This window comes from Kocuria sp. UBA1838 (genome assembly GCF_002338785.1).
GTDB classification, from domain to species: domain Bacteria; phylum Actinomycetota; class Actinomycetes; order Actinomycetales; family Micrococcaceae; genus Kocuria; species Kocuria marina.
In genome coordinates this window covers 84,951-105,294 of the sequence record NZ_DDIY01000013.1, presented here as the reverse complement: position 1 = coordinate 105,294, position 20,344 = coordinate 84,951, and the positions used below count along the sequence as shown (strand labels likewise).

Annotated in this window: 18 protein-coding genes and 4 tRNA genes; 6 read left to right on the top strand and 16 right to left on the bottom strand. The window is 68.7% G+C overall.

Annotation, left to right across the window (positions count from 1 at the left end; translation table 11 throughout):
* Positions 1-40: 40 nt before the first annotated feature.
* From rpe to B3I25_RS06715, 6 genes are all read right to left on the bottom strand, one after another.
* The gene (gene rpe / locus B3I25_RS06740; protein WP_064846815.1) at positions 41-706 is read right to left on the bottom strand and encodes a ribulose-phosphate 3-epimerase; all 666 of its coding nucleotides are present in this window, start codon (positions 704-706) and stop codon (positions 41-43) included.
* A gap of 44 nt (positions 707-750) precedes the next feature.
* Complete coding sequence (locus B3I25_RS06735) at positions 751-2,448, bottom strand: RsmB/NOP family class I SAM-dependent RNA methyltransferase (protein ID WP_098054446.1); 1,698 nt, start codon at positions 2,446-2,448, stop codon at positions 751-753.
* The gene (locus tag B3I25_RS06730; protein ID WP_259865121.1) at positions 2,445-3,395 is read right to left on the bottom strand and encodes a methionyl-tRNA formyltransferase; all 951 of its coding nucleotides are present in this window, start codon (positions 3,393-3,395) and stop codon (positions 2,445-2,447) included. Before B3I25_RS06730 ends, B3I25_RS06735 begins: the two co-directional genes overlap by 4 nt.
* Complete coding sequence (def, locus tag B3I25_RS06725) at positions 3,392-4,051, bottom strand: peptide deformylase (protein ID WP_098054508.1); 660 nt, start codon at positions 4,049-4,051, stop codon at positions 3,392-3,394. The genes B3I25_RS06730 and def overlap by 4 nt, the downstream gene beginning before the upstream one ends.
* Before the next feature lie 45 nt (positions 4,052-4,096).
* On the bottom strand, positions 4,097-5,017 hold the full coding sequence (locus B3I25_RS06720) for a cytochrome (protein WP_259865120.1): 921 nt from the start codon (positions 5,015-5,017) through the stop codon (positions 4,097-4,099).
* Between the two features lie 179 nt (positions 5,018-5,196).
* Positions 5,197-5,268, bottom strand: a tRNA-Val gene (locus B3I25_RS06715).
* Positions 5,269-5,511: 243 nt separating this feature from the next.
* On the opposite strand from B3I25_RS06715, the gene B3I25_RS06710 reads away from it, so the two are divergent.
* The 3 genes from B3I25_RS06710 (at position 5,512) to B3I25_RS06700 (ending at position 5,823) form a co-directional block, all read left to right on the top strand.
* Positions 5,512-5,584: transfer RNA gene (locus B3I25_RS06710), tRNA-Gly, on the top strand.
* Between the two features lie 57 nt (positions 5,585-5,641).
* Positions 5,642-5,712 (top strand) — tRNA-Cys (locus B3I25_RS06705).
* A gap of 36 nt (positions 5,713-5,748) precedes the next feature.
* Positions 5,749-5,823: transfer RNA gene (locus tag B3I25_RS06700), tRNA-Val, on the top strand.
* Between the two features lie 223 nt (positions 5,824-6,046).
* Here the strand turns inward: B3I25_RS06700 and B3I25_RS06690 are convergent.
* From B3I25_RS06690 to B3I25_RS06650, 9 genes are all read right to left on the bottom strand, one after another.
* Entirely contained in the window at positions 6,047-7,465 is a 1,419-nt protein-coding gene (locus B3I25_RS06690; protein ID WP_349676526.1) for a MerR family transcriptional regulator, read from the bottom strand.
* A gap of 186 nt (positions 7,466-7,651) precedes the next feature.
* On the bottom strand, positions 7,652-9,811 hold the full coding sequence (gene nrdE / locus B3I25_RS06685; RefSeq protein ID WP_206478546.1) for a class 1b ribonucleoside-diphosphate reductase subunit alpha: 2,160 nt from the start codon (positions 9,809-9,811) through the stop codon (positions 7,652-7,654).
* Positions 9,808-10,302 (bottom strand): class Ib ribonucleoside-diphosphate reductase assembly flavoprotein NrdI, encoded by a 495-nt coding sequence (gene nrdI / locus B3I25_RS06680; RefSeq protein ID WP_064846809.1) that lies wholly within the window; start codon positions 10,300-10,302, stop codon positions 9,808-9,810. The genes nrdE and nrdI overlap by 4 nt, the downstream gene beginning before the upstream one ends.
* 130 nt (positions 10,303-10,432) lie before the next feature.
* Positions 10,433-10,669 (bottom strand): glutaredoxin-like protein NrdH, encoded by a 237-nt coding sequence (gene nrdH, locus B3I25_RS06675; protein ID WP_064846808.1) that lies wholly within the window; start codon positions 10,667-10,669, stop codon positions 10,433-10,435.
* Positions 10,670-10,965: 296 nt separating this feature from the next.
* Entirely contained in the window at positions 10,966-11,457 is a 492-nt protein-coding gene (locus B3I25_RS06670) for an NAD(P)H-binding protein (protein ID WP_206399176.1), read from the bottom strand.
* An 89-nt stretch (positions 11,458-11,546) separates the two neighbouring features.
* Positions 11,547-12,617, bottom strand: a complete 1,071-nt coding sequence (locus tag B3I25_RS06665; RefSeq protein ID WP_064846806.1) for an App1 family protein — start codon at positions 12,615-12,617, stop codon at positions 11,547-11,549.
* A 165-nt stretch (positions 12,618-12,782) separates the two neighbouring features.
* A complete protein-coding gene (locus tag B3I25_RS06660; RefSeq protein WP_064846805.1) occupies positions 12,783-13,997 on the bottom strand; it encodes a metallophosphoesterase family protein in 1,215 nt (404 codons plus the stop codon).
* Positions 13,998-14,170: 173 nt separating this feature from the next.
* A complete protein-coding gene (locus B3I25_RS06655) occupies positions 14,171-17,824 on the bottom strand; it encodes a DNA polymerase III subunit alpha (protein ID WP_414672699.1) in 3,654 nt (1,217 codons plus the stop codon).
* 102 nt (positions 17,825-17,926) lie between these two features.
* A complete protein-coding gene (locus B3I25_RS06650) occupies positions 17,927-18,337 on the bottom strand; it encodes a hypothetical protein (protein ID WP_286738381.1) in 411 nt (136 codons plus the stop codon).
* Positions 18,338-18,526: 189 nt separating this feature from the next.
* On the opposite strand from B3I25_RS06650, the gene B3I25_RS06645 reads away from it, so the two are divergent.
* The 3 genes from B3I25_RS06645 (at position 18,527) to B3I25_RS06635 (ending at position 19,936) form a co-directional block, all read left to right on the top strand.
* Positions 18,527-18,754, top strand: coding sequence for a hypothetical protein (locus B3I25_RS06645; protein ID WP_131332832.1), 228 nt, complete (start codon positions 18,527-18,529; stop codon positions 18,752-18,754).
* The gene (locus B3I25_RS06640) at positions 18,745-19,164 is read left to right on the top strand and encodes a PIN domain nuclease (protein ID WP_098054436.1); all 420 of its coding nucleotides are present in this window, start codon (positions 18,745-18,747) and stop codon (positions 19,162-19,164) included. The genes B3I25_RS06645 and B3I25_RS06640 overlap by 10 nt, the downstream gene beginning before the upstream one ends.
* A 436-nt stretch (positions 19,165-19,600) precedes the next feature.
* Entirely contained in the window at positions 19,601-19,936 is a 336-nt protein-coding gene (locus tag B3I25_RS06635) for a putative quinol monooxygenase (RefSeq protein ID WP_206399173.1), read from the top strand.
* A gap of 13 nt (positions 19,937-19,949) precedes the next feature.
* Here B3I25_RS06635 and B3I25_RS06630 read toward each other — a convergent pair.
* A partial coding sequence (locus B3I25_RS06630; RefSeq protein WP_286738379.1) for an SDR family oxidoreductase occupies positions 19,950-20,344 on the bottom strand: 395 nt, incomplete at its 5' end.

Below are 20,344 nucleotides of genomic sequence, written 5' to 3'. Positions count from 1 at the left end.
GGGCGTTCTCCGCGGACCCGTCATCGGGGCCCGCAAAAATTCAGGCCCGGTGCTCCCGGGCGGTCCTACGGAGTGCCTCGATCGCGGCGGCGGGGTCGTCCTGGCCGTAGACCGCGGAACCGGCGACGAACGTGTCCGCCCCGGCCTCCGCGGCGCGCACGATGGTCTCCTCAGTGATCCCGCCGTCCACCTGCAGCGCGATCGTGCCCCCGTGGGCCTTGACCGCCGCCGCGGCGCGGCGCAGCTTGGGCAGGGTCACGTCCAGGAACTTCTGGCCGCCGAAGCCGGGTTCCACGGTCATGATGAGCAACATGTCCAGCTCGGGCAGCAGGTCCAGGTACGGCTCGATCGGCGTGGCCGGACGCACCGCGAGTCCCGCTCGGGCACCCGCCGCGCGCAGTTCACGCGCGAGCTTGATCGGCGCCGTGGCGGCTTCCGCGTGGAACGTCACCGACGCGCACCCTGCCTCCGCGTACGCCGGGGCCCACCGGTCCGGGTCCTCGATCATCAGGTGTAGGTCCAGGGGGATCGGGGAGACGGCCTGCAACCGTTCCACGACCGGCAACCCCAGGGTCAGATTGGGGACGAAGTGGTTGTCCATCACATCCACGTGCGCCGCATCCGCGTTCGAGATGCGCTGGAGTTCCTCCGCGAGCCGGGAGAAGTCTGCGGAGAGGATTGACGGGTGGATGTCACAGCGGGACATGGTTCCTCCTGGGAATAGTTCCGGATCAATGACCGAGCCGCGGCTCACGCGCTCTTGCGCAGCGCGACCATGAACATGGCGTCGGTTCCGTGGACGTGCGGCCACAACTGCACACTCGTACCCCCGCCGGGGACGTCGTGCCCCGCCGCCCGAGCGTCGTCGAGCGCGCCGGGCAGGGCGGCATCCACGGCGAGCTGCGCGGTGTCCAGGACCGACACGTCGCCGCGCCGCGCCAGGACGTCCTGGAGCACGTCGTGCGTCTCGGCGGTGTGCGGCGAACACGTGGCGTAGAGCACCACGCCGCCGGGGCGGGTGGCGTCCAGCGCGGCGTCGAGCAGCTCACGCTGCAGCGGGGCCAGGTTCGCGACGTCCGACGGCGTGCGCCGCCATCGCGCTTCGGGACGACGCCGCAGCGCGCCCAGTCCGGTGCACGGCACGTCCACGAGCACCCGATCGAAACGCGTGTCCTGGCCGGACGGGATCTGCCGGGCATCGCCGGTGCGGACGTGCCACGCCTCGTGGTCCACGGCCGACAGCGCCTGGCTCACGAGGTCACTACGGTGCCCGCTGACCTCGTTGGCCAGCAACGTGGCACCGCGCTCGTGGGCCAATGCCGCGAGCAGCGCCGCCTTCCCGCCGGGTCCGGCACAGAAGTCGGCCCACGCCCCGCTGTCATCGGCCACGGGCACCTGCGCGAGCACGCGGGCCACGAGCTGGGAACCGGCGTCCTGGACACGCACCGTTCCCTCCCGCGTGCCCGGGACGCGGTGGACGTCTCCCCCGGCGCTGACCGCGCTGTTCGGGACCAGGTCACCGGGTTCGGCGCCTGCTGCGAGTGCGGGCTCGAGCGAGCCGATACCGGGCAGGGCCACGAGGTGCACACGGGGCGCCTCGTTGTCCGCTTCCAACAGGGCCTCGATCTCCGCGGTGTCTCGGCCGTTGGCGCGCAGGGACCGGCGCAACGCGCGGACCTCCCACACCGGGTGGGCGTGGCGGACACCGAGCTGCCGCAGCTCGTCGGTGTGCTCGGCGGCGAGCGCGTCCAGCCATTCGTCGTGGCTGCGCCGGGTCACCTTGCGCAGGACGGCGTTGACGAGTCCCGAGGGTCCCTGCCCGATCTCCCCGCGCACCAGACCCACGGTCGCGTCCAGCGCGGCGTGATCGGGGACGCGCATCGCGAGCAACTGGTGCACGCCCAGGCGCAGGGCGTCCAGCACCGCGGGGTCCAACTGGTCCAGCGGGCGGTCCACGCACTTCTCGAGCACGGCGTCCCACGTGCCACTCCACCGCATGGCCCCGTAGGCGAGCTCGGTCGCGAACGCCGCGTCCCGCTTGTCGAGGCGGTTTTCACGGACCAGGCGTGGCAGCACGAGATTCCCGTAGGCGTCCTCCGAGTTGACCGCGCGCAGGGCCTGATATGCGGTCAGCCGTGCGGGATCGGAGCGCTTGCGACGCTGCGAGGGCGCCTGCGCGGAGTAGGAGCGCTCGTGCTGGGCCAGGCGGTTGCGCTCGTGGCCCTTGGCGTCGCGACGCGAGCCGTCCCCCGCTCGTCGATCCCTCCCGCCGGCCTCCCGGGGCGAGCGGTCGTCACCACGGCGCCCACCGGAGTCGCGGGGCGAGCGGTCGTCGCGGCCCCGGCCGCCGGCATCACGGAACGGACGATCGTCACGACGGCGGTTGTTCCCCCGAGACCGGTCGTTGCCGCTACCGGCGTGGCCGCGGTGCTGCTGGTCCCGACTCATCCGAAGGCCACCTGTTCCGTGTTCTGCTTGCCGCGCGCCCAGTCGAGGGCCGCCATGGGTTTCTTGCCATTGGGTTGCACGCGGGTCAGCTCCACGGCGTAGGACCCGGTGCCCACGAAGACCCGCTTCTCCCGCAGCTCCACGTGGCCCGGGGCGATCCCGGTGACCTCCGGGGCGGGGATCACGCGGTCGAGCTTGAAGCGCTGGCCGTCGAGTTCGGTCCACGCACCGGGTTCGGGGGTCACACCGCGCACCCGGTGAGCCACGGCCACGGCGGGATGTGACCAATCGACGCGCCCGTCCTGGGCCGTGAGTTTGGGGGCAGCGGTGGATTCACCGCGTTGCGGCGTGGGGTGCACGCGGCCCGAGGCCACACCGAGCAAGGATTCCGCGAGCAGGGGCGAACCTTCATGTGCGAGCCGATCCAGGACCGACCCGGACGTGTCCTCCGGACGCACCTGGTCCGTGAGGGTGCCTACCACGGGGCCGGTGTCCATGCCGTCGTCCAGGACGAAGGTGGTGGCCCCGACCACGGAGTCCCCGGCCATGAGGGCCCGCTGCACCGGGGCGGCGCCGCGCCACTGGGGCAGGAGGGAGAAATGCAGGTTGATCCACCCGTCCTGGAAGACCTCCAGGGCCGGTCGCGGCAGCAGGGCGCCGTAGGCCACGACCGCCGCGATGCTCGCGCCGGTGTCACGCAGGGTGTCCAGGAGTTCACCCCGGACCCGATTGGCCTTGATCACGGGCAGTCCGAGCTCATCGGCCCGACGACCCACCGCGGACGGGGCCATGACCTTCTTGCGGCCCACAGGGGCGTCCTCACGGGTCAGCACCGCGGTGATCTCGATCCGGGGATCCTGGTGCAGTGCCTCGAGCGGGGGGACGGCGGTCTCCGGGGTTCCCGCGTACAGGATCTTGAGGGGCTGCTGGTTCGTGTCGGGGCTCATCGGGCATCACCCGCCGCGCCGAACGCGGAACCGGCCGTGTGTGCGGCGCCGGATGCGGCTCGCGAGGTGCGGGCCGCACCGAAAGCCGACCCAGCGGCGTCGTGTGCGTCCGGTGTTGAGTGACTCGCGCGCTGCGTCTCGCGTTCGCGCGTGACACGGGCGGTCGTGTCCGTGAACGATTGCGCGCGCAACTGCCGCATTGCGTCCTTGCGCTCGTCACCCACGAGACGGTCGACGTAGAGCATGCCGCCCAGGTGATCGTTCTCGTGCTGGAAGCAGCGGGCCAACAGGCCGGTGGCCTCACGGTGCACGGGCTCGCCGTGGCAATCCACCCCGGTGAGGACGGCGTGCTCGGCGCGGGGGGTCTCGTAGGACAGGCCCGGGACCGACAGGCAGCCCTCGCCGCCTTCCTGCGGCTCCTCTCCCATGCTCAGCTGGGGGTTGATCACGTGCCCTTCGTCCCCGTCGATGCCCCACGTGAAGACGCGCAATCCCACGCCCACCTGCGGTGCGGCCAGACCCACACCGCCCACGGCGTACATGGTCTCGAGCATGTCCCGGACGAGGGCAGCCAGGGCGTCGTCGAACTGCGTGACCTCCTGGGCCGGGGTGCGCAGGACGGGGTCACCGATGGTACGAATGCGCAAAATACTCACCGCGGAGTGCACTCCTCATGGGGGTCGTGGGACGGGGTGTGCCTGTCAGTCTACGGCGGGGCCCGCGACCGTCTCGGCCGTCACGACCTGCGTGCCGCCCGCCACGCGACCCGTGGGGGAGGAATCCAGGGGCGGGGGCGCGATGCTGCGCATTTGCGCCCCGGCGGTGGCCAACTGGGAATTGCGCGCCCACACCTTGGCCAGGGCGCAGAACTTGTACCAGTGCACGGGGAGGTGCTCGGGCGCGGCCTGCACGGTGAGCGCCTCGGTCTCACCGATCGCCACGGCCATCAAGACCTCCGCGTCCCGGTAGCGCCACGGTTCCCACTCCCCCGCCGTGGCGTCCACGAGGGATTCCTCGGCCTTGAGCCCGGCCACCAACTGGGTCACGACCTTGGGGTCCGGGGCCTTGACCCGCCCGGCGCGGTCGGTCCCGCGGGTCTTGTAATCGATCAGACACACCTTGCCGCCGATGCGTGCCACGAGATCCAGAGTGCCGGCGTAGCCCACCGTGGAGTTCCATACCGTGATCTCCGCGGCCAGCGGTTCGGGGCGGAACAACTGCCACCATTGGTCCGCACTGTCCGCGAATCGGGTCTCATGGTGTTCTGCGAGCGTGTCCCGGGCCCGGTCCACCTCGTGGTCGCGGCCCATGGCCCGCAGCGCGAGCTGCTCGCAGTAGTCGTGTACGCGGTCACCGCGCTGCGCCGCGTGGTCCCGGTGCCGCTCCGCCGCCTTGGCCGCGTGGTTCACGAGCGAACGACGACGCCGCGTGTCCCGGAGCGCGTCCGGCAACTGGGGATCCGTGGCCAGGGCCTGCGCTGCGGTGTAGGCGTACCAGCCCCCGAGGTCGTTGGCCTCGCACCCGATGACCGTGGTGATGGAGGGGACCTCGAGGTCCCCTCCCTCACTCCGGGCGTACATCCGGCCGGTGGCGGTCTGCTGGGCCAAGCGGGGTTGAGTCATGGGCTCAGCGTAGGAAGGGGTCCAGACACGGACAACGATCACGGGCTCACCCGGGCGGAGCGGGCTCGGACGTCCGTCCAGGAGCCGGACTTCACGCGGCTGGGGCCGGACCGACCGGTCCGATTGGCCTTGGACGCGAAAGAACCCGGCCCCTCCCGGGACCGGGTTCCTCGTTACCGTGCGCGATACTGGGATCGAACCAGTGACCTCTTCGGTGTGAACGAAGCGCGCTACCGCTGCGCCAATCGCGCTTGCAACGTTGAAGACTCTAGAACACTTCGTCCAGGAACGGCAAATTCCTCGGGCTCCGCGATCGATTTGCCCGGGCCCGTTCCGGTGGGTAATGTTCTTGCTCGTTGGCAACGCCCCGAAAGCGGAGTCCTCCGATGGCAACACCCCGGATGGACAAACACGGAAGGGCATGAAGTCTTGTGATAAAGTTTCCGCTCGGAAGAACGGAGTACTGATTTCCAGGGCCTCGATCGACCAACAATGCGGACGTAGCTCAGCTGGTAGAGCATCACCTTGCCATGGTGAGGGTCGCGGGTTCGACTCCCGTCGTCCGCTCGCAGTTTTCGACCCTGGTCGAGACCTGAGACCTTGTCCTCCAAGGATCTGGTCCCCGGTGGGGTGGCCGAGTGGTTAGGCAGCGGCCTGCAAAGCCGTCTACGCGGGTTCGAATCCCGTCTCCACCTCGGTGCAACCACCTCGTTCAATATGATGAACATTGAGCGCGATTGGCGCAGCGGTAGCGCGCTTCCCTGACACGGAAGAGGTCACTGGTTCGATCCCAGTATCGCGCACCAGACAAGGCCCCGAAACACTACGTTCCGGGGCCTTTCGCGTGCGACCGCTGACCTACGACCCGGCGGCGCGCACCGAGTGGGAGACATGGCCCAGAGCCTGCAGCACCCGGGTCAGCCGATTGTAAGAGACCATTCCCCGCACCGCGCGGGCCACGATGACGTCCCAGGACGGCGTCTCCCCCGGTCCACGGGTGACCCAGTGGCCCGCATGCCCTCCAACAACTCACCGAGCGCCCGGCGCGGCCCGCTTGCCACGTCCGGCCACGCCAGCTGCGTGAGCATGTCCCGGATCATCGGATCCTCCCGGCGCTCCGGGGGCCCGCCGGCCTCGGCAGGTGACAGGCCCGCGGCGAGCGCCTGGGCGATTTCGAGGGCGTCCACGAGGGGCCCGCCTCGGATCGTCGATCAGGGTGACCAGCGCACGGATGTCGGGGATCGTGGCACCGGCCTCCTCCCGCAGTACCCGGATGAGCTGCAGGCGTTCCGCGTGACCCCGATCGTAGTCCTGCCGCGTGGCGGCGAGCCTGGTACCGGCGGGCAACAGTCCCTCCCGACGGTAGAACTTAATGCTGGCCGTGGTGGTGTTGCTGACCTCGGCCAGGGCATTGAGCAGAATGACGCAACCCCCTCGGATAGTCGTCGACGCGTCAACAGTCCTGATGGCGCGCTGGATACCACAACCTTCATCCACCCCCGCGGCCACGACCAGGTCCTGCCAGCTCATGCCCACGCACTTGAACACGCGGGGGCGCGTCTCATCAGGGGCCACCGCGCCCGTGACGACGTCCGCGAGGTCCACGAGTGAATCCTCGTGTAATGAACTGTCGGCCACGGCCTGGATCACGTCCCCGGCTTCGCGCATGGCGGTGGCCCGGTCCTCCACGACCACCTGGGCGCGACCCATGAGCGCGGAATCGAGCTCGCGGAACTGTGGCTCGTGGGATCCCATGGCCACGACGCCCGCGGTGTCCGGCACCAGGGCACCGTCGAAGAGGGGCTCCGCCGCCGACGTCGTGCACACCACCACGTCCGCGTCGCGTACCTCGCTCGCGTCCCCCGATCGGGCCGCGAGACCCAGCGTGCGGGCGTAGTCGACGGCGGCGTGCACCTTGCGCGGCGTCCGGCCGCACACCACCACCTCCGTGAACGAGCGGATCTCGGCGAATGCCGCGATGTGGGCGAGCGCCTGCGGCCCCGTACCGAACACCACGAGCTTGGTCGCCTCCTTCGGGGCCAGGTAGTCGGTGGCCACGGCCGAGATCGCGGGGGTCCGTAGGGTGGTGAGGACGTTGCCTTCCAGCAGAGCTCGAAGACTCAGGGTGGCCGAGTCCATGAGCATGTAGGTGGCCTGGATGCGGGGCAGATCGCGTTCGGGATTCCCGGGCGAGACCGATGCGATCTTGATGCCTGCCCAGTCACCAATGACCGACGGCATCAACAGCAGGTGGCCCTCGCCGGCGGGGACATTGCTGCGCCCGGGGTCATCTTCCGGGCGGAATCCGGAACGTAGCGTGGCTTCGAGAAGCCGACGTGCACGCTCGGCGGGAACCGCCCGCACGATCTGTTCCTCGGTGTACCACGCGGGTGCACCCTGGATTCCTGTCGAGCACTGCTCCTGGGGGGTCGATTCCGCGGTGGTCATGATGCGGTTCCTCCCAGGGATGCGGTGCTCCGGCATTGACCGATTCACTGTCTCGACCGTTCCGTCAGCATATCCCCGACCAGGACCGGACTTCAGAGAAAAACTCCCGCCCCACCCGGCTAAGAGACCCGGGCGGGGCGGGAGCGGCGTCGTCGCCGACGCGGTGCCGTCAGGAGACGGCGGGGATCACAACATGCAGGAGACGCAGCCTTCGACCTCGGTACCCTCGAGCGCCAACTGGCGGATGCGGGAGTAGTACATGGTCTTGATGCCCTTGCGCCACGCGTAGATCTGCGCGCGGTTGATGTCGCGCGTGGTGGCGGTGTCCTTGAAGAACAGCGTGAGGGACAGGCCCTGGTCCACGTGCTGGGTCGCGGCGGCGTACGTGTCGATGATTTTCTCGTAGCCGATCTCGTACGCGTCCTGGAAGTACTCCAGGTTCTCGTTGTCCATGAACGGCGCCGGGTAGTACACACGCCCGAGCTTGCCCTCCTTGCGGATCTCGATCCGCGAGGCGATCGGGTGGATCGAGGACGTGGAGTTGTTGATGTACGAGATGGACCCCGTGGGCGGGACCGCTTGCAGGTTCTGGTTGTACATCCCGTCCGCCATGACCTTCTCGCGCAGCTCACGCCAGTCGTTCGCGGTGGGCAGGGCGATGCCCGCCCGCTCGAACAGCTCGGCGACGCGCGGCGTGGCGGGCTCCCACACGCCGTCGACGTACTTGTCGAAGAACGTGCCGCTCGCGTAGGCCGACTTCTCGAAGCCCACGAAGGACTCGCCGCGCTCCTTGGCGATCAGGTTGGACGCGCGGATCGCGTGGTAGGTCACCGCGTAGAAGTACATGTTGGTGAAGTCCACGCCCTCGGTCGAGCCGTAGTGGATGTGCTCCTTGGCGAGGTACCCGTGCAGGTTCATCTGCCCCAGGCCCACCGCGTGGGACATCTCGTTGCCGCGCCGGATGGAGGGCACCGAGTCGATGTTGGACATGTCCGAGACCGCCGTGAGACCGCGGATCGCGATTTCGATGCTCGCGCCGAAGTCCTGGGACTCCATGGCCATGGCGATGTTCATGGACCCCAGGTTGCACGAGATGTCCTTGCCCACCTGCGCGTACGTGAGGTCCTCGTTGTACACGGAGGGCTCGGAGACCTGGAGGATCTCGGAGCACAGGTTGGACATGATGATCTTGCCGTCGATGGGGTTGGCGCGGTTCACCGTGTCCTCGAACATGATGTACGGGTAGCCGGACTCGAACTGCACCTCCGCCACGGTCTGGAAGAACTCGCGGGCGTTGATCTTCTTCTTGGCGATGCGGGAGTCGTTCACCATCTCGTGGTACTTCTCGCTCACGTTGACGTCCGCGAACGGCACGCCGTAGATCCTCTCCACGTCGTACGGGGAGAACAGGTACATGTCCTGGTCCTTCTTGGCCAGCTCGAACGTGATGTCCGGGATGACCACACCCAGCGAGAGGGTCTTGATGCGGATCTTCTCGTCCGCGTTCTCGCGCTTGGTGTCCAGGAAGTTGAGGATGTCCGGGTGGTGGGCGTTCAAGTACACCGCGCCAGCGCCCTGGCGGGCACCCAGCTGATTGGCGTAGGAGAAGGAGTCCTCGAGCAGCTTCATCACGGGGATGACACCGGAGGACTGATTCTCGATCATCTTGATGGGCGCACCGGACTCGCGCAGGTTGGTCAGCGCGAACGCCACGCCACCACCGCGCTTGGACAACTGCAGCGCGGAGTTGATGTTGCGCCCGATCGACTCCATGTTGTCCTCGAAGCGCACCAGGAAGCACGAGACGAGCTCGCCGCGCTGCTTCTTGCCCGCGTTGAGGAACGTGGGCGTGGCCGGCTGGAACCGTCCGGAGATGATCTCCGCCACGAGCCGCTGCGCGAGGGCCTCGTCCCCGTCCGCGAGGTACAGGGACACCATGACCACGCGGTCCTCGAACCGTTCCAGGTAACGCTGACCATCGAAGGTCTTGAGCGTGTATGACGTGTAGAACTTGAACGCGCCCAGGAAGGTCTGGAACCGGAACTTGTAGCCGTAGGCTTGCTTGGACAGCGCCTTCACGAACTCGAAGCTGTACTTCTCGAGCACCTCGGCCTCGTAGTACTGGTGGTCCACGAGGTACTTGAGCTTCTCCTCGAGGTCGTGGAAGAACACGGTGTTCTTGTTCACGTGCTGCAGGAAGTACTGTCGCGCGGCCTGGCGGTCGGCCTCGAACTGGATCTTGCCGTCCGCGTCGTAGAGGTTCAACAGCGCGTTGAGCTCGTGGTAGCCCAGCCCGCGGTACTTCTCGGGGCAGGTGGGATCCTCGTGACCGGGTTCGACGCTCACGCCCGGGGTTGCATGGATGCTTGCCAAAACTTGTCCAATCCTTGGGTGACCTTCTCGACGTCCTCGTCGGTTCCCATGAGCTCGAACTTGTAGAGCAGGGGAACCTGACACTTAGCTGCGACCTTCTCCGCGGCGACGCAGAACAGGGGGCCGAAGTTGGTGTTGCCCGCGCCGAGCACCCCCAACAGGTGCGCGCGCGAGACGGGATCGTTGAGAAACTTCACGACTTGCGGTGGGACCGATCCCGCTCCCCCGGGACGCCCGTAACTGGGCACTGCCAGCACGTAGGGTTCGTCAATGCGGGGAGCGGTCTCGGTGGTCTTCAGGGGCAACCGGACGGACCGCACCGGGAGTTTGGTGACGAACCTGTCCGTGTTGCGCGTCACGGAGGAGAAGTACACCACTAGGGGTGCATCATCCCCCGCGACGACGGGTGTGCGATGGAGTTCCCGCTCCTTCGCCTGGGCGAGAACCGTGGCGAGAGCACTCATGCCGGGTCACTTCGATTCTGGGGGGGGGTCGTACCAATTCGTGTGATTCCGGGGGCGGGCTGGCGGTGGGGTTCGGGGCCACTCGCCCGGGTGGTGCCAGGCCGCCCGCGGCGGCCCGTCCGTTTCCGGCTCAGGCGGAGCGCAGCAGGGCCAGCGCGTTGATCTTGTCCGGGCGGAAGCCGGACCAGTGCTCGGTGGCGGTCTCCACGACGGGGACCTGCTGGTATCCCAGGCCCACCACGTGCTCGTAGGCGGCGGTGTCCTCGGTGACGTCCACGACGGTGTAGTCGATGCCCTTCTTGGTGAGAGCACGGTAGGTGGCGTTGCACTGGACGCACGACGGCTTGGAATACACGGTGACAGACATAGCCCATTCTCCTTGCGGGAAGTACCGATTTTCGGGCGCTTCCGGGGCCGTTCGGCTCTGGATCCGGGTGGTGCGCCAGGTGGTTGAAGATCTACGTCAATACTACATCTAGTGTCGTGTGCCGGCACAGGACCCAACATGATGTGGTCGTGTGATCCACAGGGGGATGTCGTCTTTTCCCCGGGTTGTCCACAGGGACCGCGTCCGGGAGCCCTGAGAACACGCGGTTCTCGCGGGGCCCATGTGGACAAGACGGGCGGGGGGAAGTCACGAAAAATTTTTTTGCACAGCGTGTCTCACGCGCCGCGCAGGACGCGGTCGGCACTGACGAAGTCCGGGAAGACGTCCAGGTAAAAATTGTCCCGCAGGAAGGTGTACTCGAGACCGGCGCGCTCGATGGCCTGCTCTGTGACGTAGTGGGTGCGGGCGAACGTGAAGGTCGCGTCCGGTGCGGGTGCCGCGAAGGACGTATAGACCACCCGGCGCACGCCCGCGCGGGACAGCGCCTCGACCATGGCCAGTTGCTGTTGCTTGCGATCCGCCGATTCGGACGCGGACACCAGGAACACAGTGTCCAGTCCCGCCATCGACTCCGCGGCCCCGTCCGGGTCGGCGAAGTCCATGGTGGCGGCGTCGAGCAGGCCGTTCGCTGCGGCCACGTGGGACGCGACCCGGTGCGGGGAACGCACGAGCAGCCGGTGGGCGACCCCGCGTTCTTCGAGCCGGCGCGAGACGGCCCCGCCGATGCGTCCCGTGGCGCCGGTGATGCCGAGGGTCGTGTGTGCCATGGTTCCTCCGTTCGGGGGTGCATCCGACAATGTGCTCGGGGCGGGTCGACGGGCGCCCGGATCGGGGCGCCCCCGTGGCCCGCGCGGGTTCAGAGCAACCCGGCGTCCTTCAGCTGATCCGAGATGGAGGCGCCGTCGTTGGCCTCGATCCACAGCGTGCCCTCCGGAACGGTCACGTGATGGCCCTCCGAGGCGCGGGTGCCCGCGGCCAGGACGGCCTCGGTGGGTGAGAGGTTGCGGATCACGATGGCGGCCACCGAGTCCGGGTGACGCTGCGCGAAGCCCGAGTAGATCTGCGGATCGTGCTGACCGTCGTCGCCGATCAGGATCCACCGCACGTGGGGGAAGTTGCGCGCCAGACGCTGCAGGTTCTGCACCTTGTGCTGGGAACCAGACCGGAACCAGCGCTCCGTGGTGGGCCCCCAGTCGGTGAGCAGCAGCGCTCCGGCGGGGTACGCGTTGCGCGTGAGGAACCGACGCAGGGTGGGCGCCACGTTCCACGCCCCCGTGGAGAGATAGAGGAAGGGTGCGTGCGGATGGCTGCGGCGCAGCCGGTCCATCATGGTGGACATCCCCGGCGTGGGGATGCGCGCGTGCTCGTTGGCCACGAACGAGTTCCAGGCCGCGAGCATGGGGCGGGGCAGGGCGGTGACCATCACGGTGTCGTCCACGTCGCACACGACCCCCACGTGCTGCTCGTCCGAGACCACGGTGACCTTGGCCTCCGTGACCTCCGAGCCCTCGGCCTGCATGTAAATGGTGTGCACCCCGGGGGTCATGGAGACCTTGAGGTCCACGTCGATCACGCCGCCCTTGTCCGCCACGAGGTGGAACTCGTGCTCGCCCAACCACACGTTGACGTGGGCGAACGCGAAGGGCACGGACGTGAAGGAACGCCACCCGCGGATCGACTCCGCGGCGTCGTCGGTGTCCTCGATCAGCAAGCCCGTCTTGAGGAGCACGCGCCCCAGGGCCCGCACGTAGCGGGGGCTGCCGTAGCCGTCGAAGGCGAGCATGGTGGGGATGTCCCCGCGCTGCACGGCCCGTCCCTGACGCCATCGCTGCAGCTTCTGGTCGAAGCGGTACGCGATGTTGATCGCCTCTTCCGTGACCTGGTCCACGGTCTGCAGCAGATCTCCCCCGCCACTGTTTTTCGCCATGACTCACAGTTTTGCACAGCACTCCCGGCCCACGACGTCGCGACGTACCGTGCCGCGGACGACGGCGCGCGGCGTCGTGGAGCGGGGCCGCGCCGTCGAACCCCTGGCAGGGCTGCGGGCAGGGCGTCGGGCCCCGGGCGCGAGGACGGACCCGGGGCCCGCGGCTCAGCCGCGCACGTAGCGCGGGAAGCGCTCGGGGTGGTCGATGGGCTGGGTCTCGGGGCTCATGTCGATCCCGAGGTCCTTGGCGAAGACCAGGCGTGTGCGGGTGTAGACGCGCTTGGTGCGCTCGTCGAGCTCGAACACGCGGGCACCGCGCAGGGTGTGCTCGTCACGGGTGCCGTCGTTGAGCCCGTAGGTCCCGAAACCCGTGCCGGGGCCGTAGCCCAGTTCGACCCCGAAGTAGTTGCCCATGTAGGTGTTGATGTGGTCGTGGCCGCAGTACAGGCCCAGGACGTCCCCGCGTTCCAGGACCGCGGCGTAGATCCCCGAGTTGACCATGCCCGTGTAGACGTTCTCGTGCTTCTCCCCCACGATCCCGTGACGCTTCACGGCGGCCGCGTGCCCGGACTCGTCCGAAGTGAACTGCTGACCGAACCACATGTGGTGGTGCTCCCACGTGGGGATGTGGAAGTACATGAGCCCCGGGATCTTCTTCCCGTAACGGCGCTCGGTCTCCACCGAGAGGTCGTTGTACCAGCGGATCTGCTGGGGACGGATCCAGTCGTAGCCCATGAGACCCTCACGGTCCTGCCCGCCGGGGCGTTCCTCCGCGTACCGGCCGGAGTCCAGCAACCACACGGCGAACGCGGGGGCGTGGCCGCGGGACCCGCGGATCAACAGCTGGGCGTTGGACGAGCCGAAGACCTTCTGGTCGTCCCCGGGGTTGAGGTTGTGCTTGTACTGGCGCACGAACTCGACCAACTGCGGTTCACGCATCCCGGTGCCGTGCTCCTCGGTGGAGTCCTCGTCGTGGTTGCCGAATGTCACCGCCCACTTGATGCCCCGGGACTCCATGGGCAGCACCACGTTGTTCACGGCCTGCTTGACCTCGCGGTCGGTGCGCGGGGAACCGTCGATCACGTCCCCGTTGATCAGCACGAACTGGGGCTTCTCCCGGTCCAGCACCTTGTTCATGAGCTCGATGGTGCGCCGGTCGGTGCGCGGGCCGTCCTGGGTGTCGTTGAACTGGACGATCTTGAACCTGCCGTTGCGCCCGAAGGAGAGGGGCATCCGGCTGTGACCGTGGCCGTGCTGGGTCACAAGCGCCGGTGCCGCGTGGGCGGTCGACGGCGCGGCGGCGAGCACACCGGCGGCCGCGATGGCGCTGCCTCCGGTGATCAGGTTCCGGCGCGAGGGACGTGAGGTGTTCTCGGTCATGTGGTGCTCCTGGTGCGAAGGGTTCCGACCGCTGCGGGCGGAGGGGGTCCGGCTACTACGGGCGGTGAGCATCCGACCGCGACGGGCGGTGGGTGAGTCACACGCTAGGGTCACCGCGTTACGGCCACGTGGCGCCCCGGTGTCCCGTGGGGCACGAGCCGCGCGCCGGTTATTCACCTTCTGACCTGGGGTTTCACCTCGGTTCTGGTGCGGGGGTGCGCACCGGCGACGGCGCTGTCCCCCTGGGGAGCGCGGCCCCGGGAGGCACCGGGCCGTTCGGGGCCGTGGCTGCGGCGTCGTCCGGGGCCCTCAGCGGACTCCGGTCGCGGCGGACGGGACGGTGTGGGCCGCGAACCCAGCAGGGACCGGGGAACCGGGAGGGTCTCCGGGCGGGAGAGGTCCCACGCCTGGGCCGCCTGGATCCCGATCCCCCGCGGGCCCGTGCGGCGCGTGTGGCCGTGGACCAACAGCAGCGTGGGGGCGAACAGTACCTCACCGGAGGCGGCCTGGGCCTCGTCGAAGAACGTGCAGTCCACGGCCCCGGAGCCGTCGTCCAAGGAGATGAAGACCACGCGTTTGCCGCTGCGCATGGGCGGGGTCATGGTGGAGACCCGCACGCCAGCTACGATCACCTCGGTGCCGTTGCGCAACCCCAACAGGTCTTCGGCGCGGGTGGCCCCGTAGGAACGCATGAGCTCACCGTGCGAGTCCATGAGGTGGGCGCTGACCTCGATGCGCATGGTGTCCATCTCCGCTTTGACCCGCTCCCCCGTGCTCGGTTCAGGCAGCCGCGCCGGAAGGGCGGCCAGGTCCACGTCCCCGAGGGGCAGGGCCAGCTGCCCCTCCCCGGGCTGCGCACGGGCCGAGGTCCCGCGCCCGGTCGCGGGCCGATCCGCCTGTTCCCGCAGGAAGTGGACCATGTCCGTGTGGGAGGCCCGCGTCTCGGCGCGGTGCAACAGGGAGTCCAGGGCGCCCGCCTCCGCGAGCCGTTGCAGCGTGCGCCGGGTGGGCCGGGCGCGCACCCGCAGTTCGGCGAGGGTGCTGTAGGGCTGGGCGGCCACGAGACGTTCGATCTCCGCGGCGCTGATCCCCGCGATGGAACCCAGGGACATGCGGATCCCCCACGCACCGTCCTGGGTGTGGGGGATCCCCCGGTCCAGGTCCCCCGAGACCACGGTCCCTGGCCGCGGCGTGACCGACTCCACCCGGTGGTGGTCCGTGCTGCGGTTGACGTCCGGGCCCAGCACGGGGATCCCCATGCGGCGGGCCTCCCCCACGAGCAGGCGGGCGGGGTACATCCCGGGGTCATGTTCCCACACCCCGGCCATGAACGCCTCCGGGTGATGGGTCTTCAACCACGCCGACTGATAGGTGGGCACCGCGAAGGCCACCGCGTGGGCCTTGCAGAAACCGAAACTGCCGAACGCGTGCAGGATCCCCCACACCGTGTCGATCACGTCCGGGGCGTAGCCGCGAGCGCGGGCGCCGTCGCGGAAAGCGGTTTCCACGGGCTCCTCCGAGGCAGAGCCGAGCAGTCGCCGCCAGATGTCCGCGCGGGCCAGACCACACCCGGTCATCCGGTCCATGATGCGCATGATCTGTTCGTGGTAGACGGCCACCCCGCGGGTCTCGGCGAGGATCTCCTGGAGGTCCGCGTGGGGGTAGGTGGGCGTGGACCAGCCGTGGCGGGCGTTGAGGTAGGGCCGGACCATGGCGGCCTGCATGGGCCCGGGGCGGAACAGGGAGATGTCCACGACGAGGTCGTTGAACTCCTCCGGTCCCATGGTCCCGATCAGTTCCCGCTGCCCGGGGGACTCGATCTGGAAGCACCCCAGGGTGTGGGTGGAGCTGATCAGCCGGAAGGTGTCGGGGTCGTCTCGGGGCATGGTGTCGAGGTTGGGCGGGGGTTCGTGGGGTCGCAACCGGGTGATCTCCTCCACGGCGTGGGCCAGGGTGGACTGCATGCGCACGCCCAGGATGTCGAGTTTGATCAGCCCCATGGGGTCCATGTCGTGCTTGTCGTACTGGGACATGGGCAGCCCGATCCCGCTGGCCTGCACGGGGGTGCGCTGCAACAGGGTGGTGTCGGAGAGGATCACCCCGCACGGATGCATGGAGATGTGCCGGGGTAGTCGGTCGAGGCGTTCGGTGAGATCCACGAGCAGGTCCAACTGCCGGTTGTTGCGCAGCCGCTCCGCGAGCGGGGCGAGTTCGGGCCGGCGTGCGATCTCCTCCCGCAGGGTGCCCCCGGGCACGCGCCACAACTGGGTGGCCACGTGGTCCACCTCCTGGGCCTCGAGCCCCAGTGCCAGTCCGGCGTCCCGCACGGCTCCGCGGGAGCGGTAGGCGTTCTGCATGCTCATGAGCGTGACGCGGCGGGGGCCGAAGCGTTCGAAGATCCGGTGGTAGACGGCGTGGCGTTGCGCGCTCTCCATGTCGATGTCGATGTCCGGCAGGCTGGGGCGCAGCGGGGAGAGGAAGCGCTCGAAGACGAGGTCGTACTCGAGCGGATCCGCCGGTGAGATCCCCAACAGGTGGACCACCAGGGACGAGACCCCGGAACCGCGAGCGGCGTGACGCACACCCATGCCGCTCATCAGTTCCGAGACCTCCCCCACGGTCAGGAAGTACCCGGCGAAGCCGAGCTGGGCGATCACCGCGAGTTCCCGTTCCAACCGTCCGCGCAGGGACTCCCGGTTGAGTCCGGGCACGGTGCGGTCCCAGTCCTCGCCGGCATGCAACCGGGCGAGTCCCGCGTAGCAACGCTGGGCCAGTTCCCGGTCCGGGTCACCGCTTACCCCGATCACCGAGGCCTCCGGGATCACCGGACGGTCCACCCCGAGATCCCCCTCCGGATCTAGACGGCAGCGCTGGGCCAGGTGGTGGGTGTCCGCGAGCAGCGCGCCGTGTCCCGCCTGACCGTGGTCCGCGGCGAGGGCGATCTCCCGGGCCAGCAGACTCATCTCGTCACCGTCCTTGAGCCAGCCCTGCCCGTTGGGTTGCAGCACACCGCGATCCGCCCCGGCCAGTTCGTCGAGGGACATCAAGGTCCGGGCGGCATCCAGGACGTCCGCGGTCACGGCCTGCCCCGGGTGGGCGTAGCGCACGGCGTTGCTGAGCACCACGGGCAGCTGCGCCTGCCGCCCGATCTGGAACATCCGCACCGCGTGCCCCATGCTCAGGGGCGCACCCTGGGGCGCCAGGTGGGTCACCGTCTCCACCACGAGGGTCTCCGCGGGCAGCACGTGACGCCATCGGTTCAGCGCGGTGCGCGCCGCGTGGTAGTGCCGTCCCACGAGCAGCCGACCCACGTCCGAGTCCGGGCCGAGCAGCACCACGAGTCCGGTATCACCGTGGCGCGCCGCACGATGCACGTGCCGCGCCAACTGCTCCGCGCTGAGTCCGATGGGGTGGGCCGCGTGCCGGTCATGAGCCCGGTGGGCGGCGGAGACAACCCGGCACAGGGCCGCGTACCCGGCTCCCCCGTTGCGTCCCGTGGCCAGGACCACCACCCGGCCGATCACCACGGGTGCCGCCGGACGACGTCGCTGTCCGGCCGCCCGACTCTGCCCGGCCACCCGGCCCTGCGCGCCTCCCGCGCCGGCGCGCGGGGTCCGCAGCAGGGCGATGTCCACGCCCAGGACGGGAGCGAGACCGTGCGCGCGGCATGCCAGCACGTGTTTGACGGCCCCGTAGAGGCCGTCCCGGTCCGTGCACGCGAGGACCTGTGCTCCCTGGGACGCGGCCGCCCGGGCGAGTTCTTCCGGACGCGCCACACCGTAGTGCGCACTGAAGGCCGAGGCCACGTGAAGATGGGGGAACCACATGCCCATATTCGAAACTTTATTCGAACTTCTGTCAATCGCGGACGGCTCCGCGGGCGACATGAAGTGACATGGAAGGACTCCGCACGGGGACCACGGGCGGTCTCATGCGGCGCTGACACGGAGCACCCGCCACTGATCGGTGAACTGGTTCCGGACCAGCTCGAAGGTGCGTGCGATAACCACCCCGGGCCGGACGACCTGCACCCGCCACCGCTCCTGATCCACCGCGCTCGTGCGGCTCTCACGCGGCACGCGGACCTCCACGTCCCACCAATTCCGGCGTTCGTACCAGCGAACGGCGGGCTGCAGGACGTGATGCTCCTCACCGCGGTACGTCACCACACACGGCGTCCCGGTGATGTCACACACCACCGCGAGATCATCGAGGGCGGGGTCCGTGGAGCCGCCCACCAGCCCCGTGGGACGCTCCACCGGCATGCCCGCGCCGATCACCGGAACCGTGTCCCACGGGTCCTCGTATTGCCCGGTCTCTGTCATCTCCAGCACCGTCATGGTGGCTCACCCTCCCCGATTATTCGAAAATTTATTCGACTACTGAGACGGTGCCAAGATCGTCCGACATGCATAAGCGACCGACGCCACGGCGGTGTCGGTCACCGGAGAGATGCCCGCACACGGGCGTGGGTGAGATCTTTTCCGTTAAACGATATCGCGATAGCATTCTTCGAGGAGGTGCTGACGATGAAGAATGTCCTCATCCGGGGACTCAGTGACAGGGCGGTTGAAAGCATCGATGCGGAGGCATCCGCGCTGGGGCTATCCCGCAACGAGTTCCTGCGCCGGAAGTTTGAGACAGCGGCAGCCATGACGGACGACAAGGCCACGGTGACCACTGAGGACTGGGAGCGCTCCTCCCGCGCGTTCGGCGACCTCATGGATGACGACATCATGGCTGCCGCGTGGCAGTGACCGGCTGGTTAATTGACAAGTCTGCGTATGCACGAATGCAGGCAGGGAAGGCCGCGCACCTCGAGGACTGGAATGCCCGCATCGAACGAGGACTGGTTCGACTCTCGACGGTCACGCGGCTTGAACTGGGATTCTCATCCCGTTCCGGCGAAGGCGGGCGTCAGGCGTTCGGGCTGCCGCCGCTGTCGCTGATGCCCATCGAACATCTGACGCCCGCGATGGAGGACCGTGCCTTCCAGGTGCAGATGTTGCTCGCCGATAGAGGTCAGCATCGTGCGCCGTCCATTCCGGATCTGCTGATCGCAGCATGCGCAGAGAAGGCTGGGCTGACGGTGCTGGCCATGGACAAGGACTTCGACTTGATTGCCGCGGTCACAGGCCAGCCGGTGGAAACCCTCACGCTGCGATGACAGAACACGCGTGAGGCGATTATCGGCCCTCCCGGTCGGTGATTCTCTGCGCCGTGACCGGGGAAATACCGCGGGCCCGCCGCCCTGGGCGACGCCCCGGAGTCCATCCCCGCGAAGAACAGCGGCCGATGGTGAGCCCGGCCGCGGTGCCGTACAACGCGTAGTCATACCACTCGATAACCGTTCCCGCGATCGCCGCGAAAAGCGCCCTGCCAGCGCCGGGGCGCGCTGCCGTGTCCGTCGTCGTCCGCTGGCGCATGAGCTCACACTACGACGCCGCTCGGGCACCGTCCGGACGTTGCACACCCGGACGAAGCGCCCGGAGATGATGCCCTGGAGCAGTTCCGGGGCATGGTGTCCGTGCCCCTTTCGGGAGCGCCGGCATTGTCCGCCCGCACCCCTGTGTTCCACGCCACACAGCGGTTAGATTGGCCCCATGACGACATCCATCGGGACAGCCGACACCACTGCCCTGTTCATGCTCCACGGATGCCTCCGCTCCACCCCCGGGAACGGGCACGCGCTCGCGGGCATCTTGGCCGAGAACGACGCCGCCGAGCCCATGCCCGGTTGCCGCCTCTACCTCGTTGCCACCGATCCCGAGGATCCTGATGCCGTGTGGGTCACCGAAGTCTGGGACACCGAGGAGGACCATCAGGCGTCCCTGCAGATCCCGGCCGTCCAGGAGCGGATCCAGCGGGCCTTACCGATCATCGACCGTGAAGGCATGACCAGCCACCGGCTGCAAGCCGTGGCGGGCATCCCGCGCTGACCCGGCGCCACCATCACATCGTCAACCCACCACTCACCGAGATCGCCTGGCCCGTGATGTAGGCAGTCCCCGGGGAGAGCAGGAAGTGGATCGTGGCCGCGACCTCCTCGGGGGTGCCGAGCCTGCGGGCGGGGATGCCCCGCGTCATCCCGGAGAAGACCTTCCCCGTGAGGCCCTGGGCGTCCGCGAGCTCGCGGTACATCGCGGTGTCCGTGGGGCCCGGGCACACGGCGTTGACCGTCATGGGTACCACGGCGTTCTCGCGCGCCACGGAGCGCACCATGCCCAGCACACCCGCCCGCGCGGCCGACGACACCGCGTCCCCGAACGAGCCCGCCTTGGCACTGTCCGACGGCACCACGACCAAGCTCGCCCGCCGACCCGCGGCTCCCCCCCCCCCCCCCCCCC